The organism is Streptomyces albus subsp. chlorinus (assembly GCF_013302895.1).
Classification (GTDB): domain Bacteria; phylum Actinomycetota; class Actinomycetes; order Streptomycetales; family Streptomycetaceae; genus Streptomyces; species Streptomyces chlorinus.
The window spans coordinates 6863568-6875714 of record NZ_VJOK01000001.1 but is presented as its reverse complement, the minus strand read 5'-3'; the positions used below and the strand labels follow the sequence as shown (position 1 = coordinate 6875714).

At 68.8% G+C, this 12147-nt stretch carries 10 protein-coding genes and 3 pseudogenes; 6 read left to right on the top strand and 7 right to left on the bottom strand.

The features are described 5' to 3' along the window. Nucleotides 1–511: 511 nt before the first annotated feature. The gene (locus FM076_RS29780; protein WP_173873944.1) at nt 512–1864 is read left to right on the top strand and encodes an MAC/perforin domain-containing protein; all 1353 of its coding nucleotides are present in this window, start codon (nt 512–514) and stop codon (nt 1862–1864) included. Between the two features lie 119 nt (nt 1865–1983). Here FM076_RS29780 and FM076_RS34315 read toward each other — a convergent pair whose 3' ends face one another. Continuing rightward, nucleotides 1984–2205: a hypothetical protein gene (locus FM076_RS34315; RefSeq protein WP_243274674.1), complete on the bottom strand. Its 222-nt coding sequence runs from the start codon at nt 2203–2205 to the stop codon at nt 1984–1986. Between the two features lie 414 nt (nt 2206–2619). On the opposite strand from FM076_RS34315, the gene FM076_RS29770 reads away from it, so the two are divergent. After that, on the top strand, nt 2620–3060 hold the full coding sequence (locus FM076_RS29770; protein WP_173873943.1) for a hypothetical protein: 441 nt from the start codon (nt 2620–2622) through the stop codon (nt 3058–3060). Between the two features lie 83 nt (nt 3061–3143). On the opposite strand, the pseudogene FM076_RS34310 reads toward FM076_RS29770, so the two are convergent. The 6 genes and pseudogenes from FM076_RS34310 to FM076_RS29745 form a co-directional block, all read right to left on the bottom strand. Next, nucleotides 3144–3501, bottom strand: a pseudogene (locus FM076_RS34310) (IS5/IS1182 family transposase); the annotation flags it as partial. 50 nt (nt 3502–3551) lie between these two features. Then, a complete protein-coding gene (locus FM076_RS29765; RefSeq protein ID WP_243274673.1) occupies nt 3552–3956 on the bottom strand; it encodes an amidohydrolase family protein in 405 nt (134 codons plus the stop codon). Between the two features lie 58 nt (nt 3957–4014). Further along, a pseudogene (locus FM076_RS35410) lies at nt 4015–4251 on the bottom strand (ATP-binding protein); the annotation flags it as partial. Between the two features lie 720 nt (nt 4252–4971). After that, nucleotides 4972–5690: pseudogene (locus tag FM076_RS29755) on the bottom strand (IS5 family transposase); the annotation flags it as partial. Nucleotides 5691–5716: 26 nt separating this feature from the next. After that, nucleotides 5717–6814: a recombinase family protein gene (locus FM076_RS29750; RefSeq protein ID WP_180218803.1), complete on the bottom strand. Its 1098-nt coding sequence runs from the start codon at nt 6812–6814 to the stop codon at nt 5717–5719. Nucleotides 6815–6893: 79 nt separating this feature from the next. Further along, nucleotides 6894–7316: a secondary thiamine-phosphate synthase enzyme YjbQ gene (locus tag FM076_RS29745; protein ID WP_173873941.1), complete on the bottom strand. Its 423-nt coding sequence runs from the start codon at nt 7314–7316 to the stop codon at nt 6894–6896. Nucleotides 7317–7386: 70 nt separating this feature from the next. Between FM076_RS29745 and FM076_RS29740 the strand changes: the two genes are divergently transcribed. From FM076_RS29740 to FM076_RS29725, 4 genes are all read left to right on the top strand, one after another. Beyond that, a complete protein-coding gene (locus FM076_RS29740) occupies nt 7387–8520 on the top strand; it encodes an NAD(P)-binding domain-containing protein (protein WP_173873940.1) in 1134 nt (377 codons plus the stop codon). Between the two features lie 253 nt (nt 8521–8773). Beyond that, complete coding sequence (locus tag FM076_RS29735) at nt 8774–9526, top strand: heterodisulfide reductase-related iron-sulfur binding cluster (protein WP_173873939.1); 753 nt, start codon at nt 8774–8776, stop codon at nt 9524–9526. Between the two features lie 82 nt (nt 9527–9608). Next, nucleotides 9609–11213: a lactate utilization protein B gene (locus FM076_RS29730; RefSeq protein ID WP_345945318.1), complete on the top strand. Its 1605-nt coding sequence runs from the start codon at nt 9609–9611 to the stop codon at nt 11211–11213. After that, a complete protein-coding gene (locus tag FM076_RS29725; RefSeq protein ID WP_173873938.1) occupies nt 11210–11947 on the top strand; it encodes a LutC/YkgG family protein in 738 nt (245 codons plus the stop codon). The genes FM076_RS29730 and FM076_RS29725 overlap by 4 nt, the downstream gene beginning before the upstream one ends. The last annotated feature ends 200 nt before the right edge of the window (nt 11948–12147 follow it).

Here is a 12147-nt window from a genome sequence, read left to right as displayed (position 1 = left end):
CCTGGCGGATCGACTGGGCCTCACTCGTTCGGTCCAGAGCCGACGCCCGGTGCACCGCCACCGGCCAACGGTCATCCTCGCAGTTGGGATGGGGGTTCGGGTGCTTTGCCCCGCCACGGGCAGCCACTTTTGGCGACTGTGCGCGAAGGTGCCGACGTGGGCGCGGAGGTAGCGTTTTTCGGGACGGGCGGCTTCGGTCCGGGACCTCGAACCGTGCGGGACCGCGACGGCCTTACGAAGCGATCATCCGCCCCGAGAACGAGAACGGTGAGGACCGCCCGCCCGCCTTGGAGGAGTTCGCGCGGCCTCGCATCCACGGGTGCCGGTCGAGAAGGCCCCGTTTCACCGGGGCTGTCGTTACGGGGGCCGAATCCCGCCAGGGCTCAGGGGCCGCCCACGGCCCTGCGGCGGCACCATCCGACATCACACCTCAGATGGGCTTCCCGCGGCCCCCGCGGGCGGAAGCGGACTTGGCACGTGCCCACGAAGAGAACCGGAAAGGAAAAAGCATATGAGCGAGAAACTTGTGAAGGTGAAGAACACCAACGGAAACGGCCGCGGGCTCAAACTCGACACCGACGCGTTCCTAACGGACACGCGCAGCAAGCTCACCACCGACACGATCATGGGCACGGACGATGACTTCCTGCTTGACGACACCCCTCTCGCCCGGGACATCGAGAGCTCGACGAAACTCTCGGAGGCCCTGGACAAGGAGGAAGATGACAAGCTCTACATCGGCAAGATCAAAGGGTCCGTCAACCCCGACGGAGGAGAGAAGTGGTTTCACCTGAGTAGCCCCACGAAAAGAGATGTTCTCGACCAGCTGGGCGTCTTTCGCGGACGCACTCCCGGAAAGCGCGGTCTCACGAAAACATTCAAGAACGTATGCGCGGCGGTGTTGCCTGACGCCAATCAGCCCGACATCAGTTCCGAAAAGGCCACCACATACCGTTTCTCCGAATTCACCAGACACCTGGAGATTTCCGGCGTAAATTCCGCCTCCGTGCAACTCACGACACCCTTCGGTGACGCCAAGGCGGAATACGAACACGAAAGCAAGAAGTCCAAGGACGGTAGGACGGCCACCGAGCACCTGGTAACCCGCTTCACGGTCCGCAAGGTCATCCTGAAACATGACCTGAAAAAGGTCAAACCCAACGCCGATTTCGCCAAAGCGGTCGACGATGCCCTCGACTTCGAAGGAGACCAGGTGACCGAGGACCACTACAAAAAACTCATGAAGGTCCTGGAGGAGTGGGGCTTCTACGTTCCGGCGTACTTCACCCTCGGCGGCCTCATCCACGCCTCGGACACCACCGATATCAACGAGTACGCCCAGGCCGAGAAGGAACGGAGGGCGTTCGGAGGCTCCGTCGCGGCGTCCTTCCGTGGTATCGGCGCCGGCGCCGACTACAAAAAGTCCAGCGGAAACGACAATGCCGATAAAAAACAAACGAAGTACAAGGACACCGTCCTGATGGCAATCGGAGGCAGCCCCATCACTTCCCACGACGACTACTCGAGCTGGGCCGAAAGTCTCAACTACGCCAAGAACTGGGCGGTCATCGAACACAACGAACTCTACCCGTCCCTCTACCTCCTCTGGCAAGACGTAAAATACATCAAACTACAAAGTCGGGTCTGGAAAACTCTCGTGGCATTCGCGCGAAGCAAAGGCCAGTGGAAGCCGATCCACGAATACGTGGACATGGTCAAGTACGGCGAACGCATATTCAAGCTGAACCGCGGCGAGGAAGCCCCCGTCCCGGACCGGCTCGAGGCGGCCGGCACCGACCGGGCCGCCGTCGGGCAACCGGACCCCGGCGCCCTGCAGAGCCCGGCCGCCCGCGACCGCGACTGAGGCCGGCCCCGCCGACCAGCCGCAGCCGTCGGCCCCCGCCGTGACGGCGGCGTCGTGACGGGCCGCCCTGCAGCACCCAGTTCATGGCGTTCTCCTCCCAGCCCTCGCCGTCGTCGAAGTTAGTCCTCCATGGCGGCCGAGCCGGGCACCCGGCCGCCGTTCAGGGCGATGCCCTTGCGGTCGTTTCCGGCGCGGCGGGTGATGATGTCGCCGATGCTCTCCGGGGTGAGTCCGAGATGGCTGACGGTGTGCCAGCGCGGGTGCAGGCGGCGGAAGAGGAAACCGTCGGGACCGGTGTCCACGGTGTCCAGTGCGACGCCCCCCAGGCCTGCCCGGTGCACACCGGGCAGGCGCCTCGGGCACCAGCGTCACCACCATCGCCGCGGCGGCCCTCGTCGTCGCCGCGCGCCCGCGGGTCGACTTCCTTCGGCTGTTGCCCAAAGGGCTTGACTCAGCGGAGGTTCTTGAAAACCGGGCGGGCAGCACCACCCGGATGCTTCGCACAAGGGGCGCTCCGTGTACAGACGTGAAGACTTGACCGTGTGGTGACCGAACCGTCTGCGGCTTACGCGCAGAAACCGGTCGCGGCGCAATCGCCCCCTGTGCCAGTAGGAGGTACGCGCATGTCTGTCAGACATCAAAAAAGACGTCCGTCCGCCCCCACCCCGGGCGCCCCCGGGGTGGGACCGAGCTTGGGCCGCAAAGGCCGGTCAGCGCGATGGGGCACTGTCGCTCTACTGGCCGCCGGTGCGTTGGTGTTGCAGGCAGCGCCGACCCAGGCTGTCCCCGAGCGTATGCCGGCGGGTTCCTGCACCGCCGGGGCCAGAGCGATCCTCTCAAGGATCGGCAACGCTCTCCCTCCAGGCACCGGCGACGGCCGCTTGGTGTATCTGCGGTGCGGTGAACACTGGGATGACCATCGCGGCTACGGGATGAGGCATATCGACGCGGAACACGGCCCGGGTCCCCATGTTGACATCAACTTCCGGCAGGTCACCGAGTGTGTGAGGGCGATCGCCGAAAACTACCGGCCTCGAATCGACCATGGCCAGTGGAGGTACCGGACCACCGGCGCGACGAGATGGCGGTTGCTCATCGACCCTCAGCACAACGATCGCGGCGTCGTCACCGTGTTCGCGGAGAACAACAACACCAACGGGTACCGGCCTTTCAACCTCTGTCCCGGCGACGTGTAGCGATGAGCCGTCGGCCGGCCTCTGCCGGCAGGTCGGCAACCTCAACGGTGCCGACGGCACCCCTTAAGGTTCCGTCTCTTCGGTCATGATCGAAGGCAGATGAGGAATGCGGCTGCGGTGACGGTGCCGAGGTAGACATAGCCTCGCTTGTCATGTCGGGTGGCGACGGCCCGGACCTGCTTGAGCTTGCCGACCGCTCGCTCGACAGTGTTGCGTTGCTTGTACCGTCCTGGTCGAAGCCCGGCGGCCGTCCGCCGTCCGACCCCCGCCGCAGGCGGTTGGCCCGCTGGTCCTTCATCTCCGGGATCACGTGCCGGATCCCACGTCTGCGCAGGTAGGCGCGGGGTGGCACGGTTGCTGTATGCCTTGTCGGCGCCGATGCTGTCCCGGGGTGCAGCGCGGACGGCCGTGCCCCGTGCGGGGAACCCGGATCTTGTCCATCCGCATGGCACCGGACCACGTCTTGCAGGCTTCAGCGAAGAAGCCTTTATTCACTTCTGCTCGTGCCTGCGCCCGGCCGCAAAGACGGCCCGGGTCTGCTGCAGCGCTTCGAGATCGTGGAGCGGGTCACCGTCGACCAGGAGGAGATCGGCTCGGAGGCCCGGGGCGAGTCGTCCGGTCACCTGGCCGAGTCCCAGCGCTTCAGCGTTTCGGCGGATGGCCATGTCGAGGATGGTGTGGTTCGGGAGGCCGAGGTGCGCGTAGAAGGTGAGCGCTCCGGGGAGGCCGTTGAAGCCGGTGCGCTGGACTCCGGCGTCGGTGCCGACGATCAGGTTGGCTCCGGCGTCGGCCATCTGCCGTACCTGGTCGAACATGAGGGCAGCACGTTCTTCGCCGAAAACCTTGGGGAGCATGCGCCAGTGCGGGCTGACGGTCATGCTGACCGCGATCGCCAACGAGGGCGAGTCCACGTCCTGACTCCGCTTCGCTGCTGGCCGCCTGCATCCGACACTGTTCGGGGGAAGGGTCGTCGACTCCGATGCGAAGCTCTCCGGACGTACGGCAGGCCGTCAGCGTGATGGTCTCCTGACAGTCAGAGCATCCATGGAGCACGGCATTGGCCAACAGCTCGCCTACGGCCAGCGCGACCGCGTCCGCCATCAGGCCGAGCCCCCAGTCGGCCAGCTGCTCGCACAGCGCATGCCGCGCTGCCGGGACCGACGCGAGCTCTGCGGGCAGATCAGCTCGCATGCAGCACTCATCCGTGCGCCAAGGCCCGGCGAGCCTTTGGGAACTTCGGGTGACCGCGTTCCTCGCTGCCTCGGTCAGCCGATGCAGTGTCACCACGACAGCCTCCACTCGTGTATCGGAGTTGCCCTCCGGAATGCCCGCAATTGCCGCATTGGCGCTGTGTGCCGGGATTTGTCTTCGGCTGCAAGTCGTCGACAACGGCGGCAGAAGCGAAGTCGCAGCAGACCTCGGGCTCGGCCGTAGTTGGCCCGGCACTCTCCGCAAGGAGTCACAGCCTGGCAAGAGTTCAGCGGCCGACTCCAGTCCCATACCGCCCTCGGACGTCGAACGGAATTCCCCTCGGCCCCTCGGACTTCCCTCGGATCTCCCTCGGTATCAGTAACCCTGCACTCAGCAGGGCAAATTGAGAGGGCAGTCGCTTTACGGTCGGATTCACGGCCGTGCAGGAGGCACGGGAAGAGAGGGGCGCGATGGGCACGCTGTTCCGCTATCTGCTGGATGAGCAGAAGCTGAAGGACTACGAGGCGTTCCTGCCCCGGTTCAGGCAAGCGGCCCGCGAGCTGGCCGAGGCCGAGGGGAATCCCAAGGTGGCCACCCTGGAGCCCGCCCTCAAGACCTTCGAGGCGTGGTACTACGGGCGTCGCCGGCCTCAGCGGGATGCCCGAAGGGTGCTCATCCGCTGGTTCGGCTACTCCATCGACCAGATGTGGGGGCCGGCGCCCGCGGAAGATGGGCCACCGCCTCCCGCCACGTTCTCTCCACGACCCAGCGGTGTCGGCCCAGCCGCATGGAGGACTCGATGCCCTTGCGGGCGATGCGGTGGCCGATGCGACGCTCGCGAAGCCATTTCCGCAGGTGGTCGTAGTCGTAGCCCTTGTCGGCGTGGAGCTTGGCCGGACGCCGGCGGCGCGGGCCGCGGCGGGAGCGGATCGGCGGAATCCCGCGCACGAGCGGCTGCGGTGCCTGGCTGTCGTGCAGGTTGGCGCCGGAGACGCCCAGTGACAGCGGCACGCCGTTCCGGTCGGTGATCAGGTGGATTTTCGATCCCGGCTTGCCGCGGTCGGTCGGATTCGGTCCGGTCAGTGGCCCCCTTTTGCCGCCCGGATGCTGACGGAGTCGATCGCGCACCGCGACCAGTCCAGCTCGCCCCGGGCGCCGAGCTCGTCAAGGATGACCCGGTGGAGCCTGGCCCGGACGCGGTCCCGGCTCCACTGGGCGAAGCGCCGGTAGACGGTGGGCCAGGCCGGACCGAACACCGGCGGCAGCTGCCGCCAGGTGCAGCCCGAGGTGGCCACGAAGATGATCGCCGCCAGGCACTCGCGGTCCCCGGCCCTCCGTTTGCCGCCGCCCTGCGGGCGTTTGACCTCCGTCGGCGGGACCACCCGCCGAAACAGCGTCCACAACTCGTCCGGCACCAACCGCGACACCGGATCCGTCATGCACGGCCCAACGAGCGATCACGCCATCAGAAACGGTGTCTAAGAGGAGCCGGGCGACAGTGTGCCGCACTGGGCCAGCCCTTGTTCCGGGCCGTGCACACATACCTCGGTGGCACGTCCGCCGACGTCTGCGTGTACAGCCTGCTGTGGCAGTTCCCGCACACGGCAATGCCCGTGAGCAGATACGGGTGGTTCGAGTGTCGCGGCTTCCCCTTGAAGGGGACATCGCGGGCGGCCAAGGCCTTCTTCAGCGCGTCGTGCGTCATCCGGTCCCACAGCCCCTCGCAGAGCCGCACCGGATTGCCCTCCTGGTCGATGACCGGCTTGCCGCGGTGCATGAGGTAGCCCAGAGCGGCCTCCGAGAGGAGGATGTTCTTCAAACTCGTCGGATACCACCGCCGTCCCCGCGCCAGCTTGCCGTACATCATATCGGTGTGGTCGGCAGGCGCGAGTTCGCCGATGCGGTTCAATCGCGCCGCCTCGCTGCTGGGAGTCACATTCATCGGATCGGCGAGGATGCGCTGCGCCACGTTCCTGATGACAAAGGCCGCGTGCGGGTGCAGCTCCACGCTGTCGACCCTGCCGTTCATCACCTTCCGCACGTACCGGAACCCGTAGGACGGCTGATGCTTGGGACGGCCCGCTGTGCGCGCCTTGACCGTGGCGTCACGGTTACGGCGCTGAATGGAGCGCAGCTCCATCTGCGCGCCCCACGCCTCGATCGTGAAGCGGTTCTCGTCGGCCGGATCATCGAGGTTCCAGGGACCGTCGTGGCCATGGGTGAGGAGGAGCTTGCCCTCGTCACGCATTTTGTAGCCGGTGTTCAGGCAGTCGACGACGTTCCGCCCGAGCCGGTCCACCGCTGCGGCGACCAGGCCGTCGTAGGAGCCCATCTCGTCCCGCAGCCAGGGCCCCAGCCGCGGCCTGGTCACCGGATCGGTGGCACCGGAGACTTCCCAGTCATCGGCCCAGCCGATGATGTGCCCGCCGATCGACGCGGCGGCTGTCAGCACGTCCTGCCGCTGACGTTGCGGCGAAGTCGTGGCCGCTTTCATGCGGAACAGCCGCCGCACGCCGACCAGGCACTTTCCGCAGCCGTCCCAGGGCCGTTCCGCCACATCCATGTCCACACCGCGCACTGCTTCTCCGTTTCGGCCAGGCAGAGTACGGAGATATGGCGGCCACACCCAGGACGATCTTGGATCAGCCCAGGAAGCTGAGCCGAACCTGCCGGTTGGGATTAGAGATGTTGGTGTCGACCAGGCAGACGGACTGCCAGGTGCCGAGTTCCAGGGACCCGCCGATCACGGGGAAGGTGGCGTGCGGGGGGACGAGGGCGGGGAGGACGTGGTCGCGGCCGTGGCCGGGGCTGCCGTGGCGGTGGCGCCAGCGGTCGTCGGGGGGCAGCAGGTCGCGGAGAGCGGAGAGCAGGTCGTCGTCGCTGCCCGCGCCCGTTTCGAGGACGGCGATGCCCGCGGTGGCGTGGGGGACGAAGACGTTGAGCAGACCGTCACGGCCGCGTGCCGCGTCGGCCAGGAACGCCTCGCAGTCGCGGGTGAGGTCGTGGACGGTCTCGGACGAGCCGGTCGTGATCCGCAGGACGTGAGTGCGCAGTGCGTCGGTCATGCGCCCATTCTGACGGCCTGGTGGTGGCGGGGCGCGGGAAGGTTCCCGGGTCGCGCGTGGTTCACAGGACATGGACAGCGTGGAGGTCGTGGTCGTCGGTGCCGGGCAGGCGGGGCTCTCCAGCGCGTACCACCTGCGGCGCACGGGGTTCGGACCCGGTGTGGACTTCGTGGTCCTCGATCACGCGCCCGCACCGGGCGGGGCGTGGCAGTTCCGGTGGCCGACCCTCACCTATGGGCGCGTACACGGGATGCACGCGCTGCCCGGCATGGAGCTGACCGGCGCCGACCCGGACCGGCCGTCGGCAGAGGTGATCGCGGAGTACTTCGCCGCCTATGAGGACGCCTTCTTTCTGCCGGTACGCCGGCCGGTGGACGTGCGGGAGGTACGGGACGCGGGCTGGGGAGGGCGGCTGCTGGTGCGGACGTCGCAGGGTGACTGGGCGGCACGCGCCGTGATCAACGCGACAGGCACCTGGGACCGGCCGTTCTGGCCCCGCGTGCCGGGGCAGGAACTCTTCCGGGGGAGGCAGCTGCACACGGCCCGGTACCCGGGACCGCACGCGGAGGCGTTCGTGGGCCGGCGGGTGGTCGTCGTCGGGGGCGGCACCTCGGCCGTGCAGCACCTCATGGAGATCTCCGGAGTGGCACGGGAGACGCTGTGGGTGACGCGGCGGCCTCCGCGCTTCCGCGCGGGGATGTTCGGGCAGGAGGAGGGCCGCGCCGCCGTGGCGCTGGTCGAGGAGCGCGTCCGCCGGGGACTGCCGCCGCAGAGCGTGGTCTCCGTGACGGGACTGCCGATGACGGACGAGGTGCGCCGTGCCCGGGAGCGCGGCGTGCTGGAACGGCTGCCGATGTTCTCGCGGGTCACCGAGGATGGCGTCGAGTGGGCGGACGGGAACCGGGCGAAGGCGGACACGATCGTGTGGGCCACCGGCTTCCGCCCGGCCATCGACCACCTCGCACCACTGAGGCTGCGGGAACCGGGCGGCGGCATCCGTCTGGAGGGCACACGGGCGGTCCGCGACCCGCGCGTCCACCTGGTCGGCTACGGCCCCTCGGCCAGCACCATCGGTGCCAACAGGGCCGGACGGGCCGCCGTACGGGATCTGAAGGCCCTGCTCGCGTCCGGAGAGCCGGGAGAGGCCGGAGAGGCCACCGCCGCCGCCACCGCCACCGTCCCCAGGGACTCGGCCGCCGTCTGAGCCACCAAAGGCTCGGCCGCCGCCTGAGCGGCTTCCAGGTCCGCCGTGCCAGCTCGTCGGGCCGCTTTCATCCTTCCCGCGCGGGGGTGCCACTGGTGCACGCCCAGGTGTGACTGCGACAGTGGGGCCCCGGCGTGATCATCCGCCGGCGGCTCCCACCGGCTGCCGGCCGGCGGACCGCACCCGCGCGCATCCCCGTGGATGCGCCCACGCAAGCAGTGCGAGGACGGAACGGAAGGGGAAGGGAGACGCCGTGCGCGTAGCGCTCTTCGTCACCTGTGTCAACGACGCGCTCTATCCGCGCACGGGGCAGGCCGTGGTGGCTCTGCTGGAGCGGCTCGGGGTGGAGGTGGACTTCCCCGAGACCCAGTCGTGCTGCGGGCAGCCACAGTTCAACACCGGCTACCGGCACGCCACGGAGCCACTGGTGCACCGTTACGCCGCCGCCTTCGAGGGATACGACCACATCGTCGTACCCTCCGGCTCGTGCGCGGCGATGGTGCGGGAGAACTATCCCCGTATGGGCGCGAAAGCGGCTGCCGAAGGGCGCGGCGGAGTGCTGGCTGCCGTGGCGGAGAGCGTGGTACCGCGTACCTACGAGCTGACGGAGTTCCTGGTCGACGTCCTGGGCGTCACCGATGTGGGCGCCTACTACCCGCACACCGTCACCTACCACCCCACCTGCCACGGTTTGCGCATGCTCGGTCTGGGTGAGCGGCCACGGAAGCTGCTGGAACACGTCGAGGGGCTCGAACTGCGGGAGCTGGAGGGCGCGGAGGAGTGCTGCGGTTTCGGCGGTACGTTCGCTGTGAAGAACGCGGCCGTCTCGTCCGCCATGGGCGCCGACAAGGCCCGCCACATCGAGGAGACCGGAGCGGAGTCGGTGTGCACGGTGGACAACTCCTGCCTGATGCACATCGGTGGGACGCTCACCCGGGCGGGCTCACGGGTGCGCCCCGTGCATCTGGCCGAGATCCTGGCGAGCACGAAGGAGGCTCCCCTGTGAGGGACACGGCGCTGAGTGGCGCATCCGTCAGGGGCGTACACCTGGCACTGCACGGATGCCAGGGCGCGGACGGGGAGGAACGGTGAGCGTCACCTACCTGGGAATGCCTCCCTTCCCGCAGGCCGCCGAGGTCTCCGTCCGGGACGAGCGGCTGCGCCGCAATCTGCGTCATGCCACCCACACGATCCGTGACAAGCGGGCCGGCGCCGTCGCCGAGCTGGTGGACTGGGCGGCGCTGCGTGCGGCCGGTGCGCAGATCAAGGACCGTACGCTGCGCCACCTCGACCACTACCTGGAACAGCTGGAGGGCGCCGTGACCGCGGCGGGCGGCACGGTCCACTGGGCCGCCGACGCGCGGGAGGCCAACGAGATCGTCACCCGGCTGGTACGGGAGACCGGCGAGCGCGAGGTCGTCAAGGTCAAGTCGATGGCCACACAGGAGATCGGCCTCAACGAGGCGCTGGAGCGCGCCGGGATCGCGGCGTACGAGACCGACCTGGCGGAACTGATCGTGCAGTTGGGCGACGACCATCCCTCCCACATCCTCGTCCCGGCCATCCACCGCAACAGGGGGGAGATCCGCGAGATCTTCCGGGAGCGGATGGGCCGGTGGGGCCGTCCGGCTCCGGACGGGCTCACCGACGCCCCCGCGGAGCTGGCGGAGGCAGCGCGGCTGCACCTGCGGGAGAAGTTCCTGACTGCCAAAGTGGGCATTTCCGGGGCGAACTTCATGGTGGCCGAGAGCGGCACCCTGGTTGTCGTCGAGTCGGAGGGCAACGGCCGGATGTGTCTGACGCTGCCCGAGACACTGATCTCGGTCGTCGGCATCGAAAAGGTGGTCCCCACATGGCAGGACCTCGAAGTCTTCCTCCAATTGCTGCCGCGATCCTCCACGGCCGAGCGGATGAACCCGTACACCTCGACATGGACGGGGACCACCGAGGAGGACGGGCCGCGGACCTTCCATCTGGTGCTCCTGGACAACGGCCGCAGTGACACGCTGGCCGACCGGGTGGGCCGGCAGACACTGCGGTGCATCCGCTGCTCGGCCTGTCTCAACGTGTGCCCGGTCTACGAGCGCGCGGGCGGGCACGCCTACGGCTCGCCCTACCCGGGCCCGATCGGCGCGATCCTCACACCGCAGCTCGACAGCATGGACACCGGCCTGGACACGTCGCTGCCCTACGCCTCGTCGCTGTGCGGTGCCTGCTTCGAGGTGTGCCCGGTGGCCATCGACATCCCCGAGGTGCTGGTGCACCTGAGGGAACGTGTCGTGCAGGGCGGGACGGCCACAGTGCGCGGACAGCGTACGACCGTCAAACCCGCCAAGGGGCACGCTGCCGAACGCGCGGCCATGCGAGCGGCCACCTGGGCGTTCGACCACCCGCGTGCCCTGCGCGCCGGGGAGCGGCTGGCCTCACGGGCGCGCCGCCTGGTGCCCCGCAGGCTCCCGGGCCCTGGCCGCGCCTGGACGGACACCCGTGACGTCCCGGCTGTGCCTCCCGAGTCCTTCCGCGACTGGTGGCGGCGTACGCGTGGCCCCCAGGGCGGGCCCGGCAGCGGCGGAAGAGGGGCGCGGCCCGGCGACAGCGATAGCGATAGCGACCGCAACAGCGGCAGCGGCGACAGCAGCGCCAACGGTAATGACAAGGGCGACGGCGACGGTCCGGCAGGAATGGTCCGATGAGCGGCAGCGGCAGCCGGGAGACTGTTCTGGCCCGGGTACGGCGCGCCCTGGCCGACGTCCCTCGCGACGAGCGGCCCGAGCAGGTGAAGGTCGCCCGCGACTACCTCCGCGTGCACGGGGAGCGCACCCCGCGCGAGAGGGCACAGCTGTTGGCCGAGCACCTGGCGGACTACCGGGCGCACGTGCACCACTGCTCCCCCGCGGCGTTGCCCAGGACCGTGGCCGGACTGCTGGCCCTGCGCGGCTCCCGCAGTGTCGTGACGCCCCCGGGCGTTCCCGACGCGTGGGTGCCGGAGGGCATGCGGCACGTACGCGACTCGGCGGCACTCTCTCCCAGGGAGCTGGACGCGATCGGCAGCGTGGTGACCGGGTGCGCGGTGGCCGTCGCGGAGACGGGCACGCTGGTGCTGGACGCCTCCGAGGACCAGGGGCGGCGCCGCGTCACCCTCGTGCCCGACCATCACATCTGTGTGGTGCGGGTCCCCGAGCAGGTCGTCGACTCGGTGCCGCAGGCACTCGAACGGCTGGACCCGGCACGACCGCAGACCTGGATCTCCGGTCCCTCGGCCACCAGTGACATCGAACTGAACCGCGTGGAGGGCGTCCACGGACCCCGCACCCTCGACGTGGTACTCGTCACCGACGATGCCGCGGAGACCGAGAGCACCGAAGACTCCGAAGGCGCCGAGGACTCCGAGGGTGCCGCAGGGAACGGGGCTCCCCCGAGGGGCTGAGGCCCCGCGCCGGAATCCCGAAACGTGCCCCCCTTCCCCAGTACACGCGGTCCGCGTATGCGGGTCCGGCAGCCCATGCGCCGGACCCGCATACCGTGTCGGGGCCCGATGAGTGGGTCCATGACGGTGGTGGGCCGCGGGGAACCCGGAACCGGCACACAAGGGCGGGGAGGCCGGCACGCAAGGGCGGGGAGAGGGCG

Excerpts from the sequence above, each read along its gene's own strand:
- FM076_RS29780 (WP_173873944.1), top strand. The coding sequence starts at position 512 with ATGAGCGAGAAACTTGTGAAGGTGAAGAACACCAACGGAAACGGCCGC.
- FM076_RS29750 (WP_180218803.1), bottom strand. The coding sequence starts at position 6,814 with ATGGATGTGGCGGAACGGCCCTGGGACGGCTGCGGAAAGTGCCTGGTC.
- FM076_RS29745 (WP_173873941.1), bottom strand. The coding sequence starts at position 7,316 with ATGACCGACGCACTGCGCACTCACGTCCTGCGGATCACGACCGGCTCG.
- FM076_RS29740 (WP_173873940.1), top strand. The coding sequence starts at position 7,387 with ATGGACAGCGTGGAGGTCGTGGTCGTCGGTGCCGGGCAGGCGGGGCTC.
- FM076_RS29725 (WP_173873938.1), top strand. The coding sequence starts at position 11,210 with ATGAGCGGCAGCGGCAGCCGGGAGACTGTTCTGGCCCGGGTACGGCGC.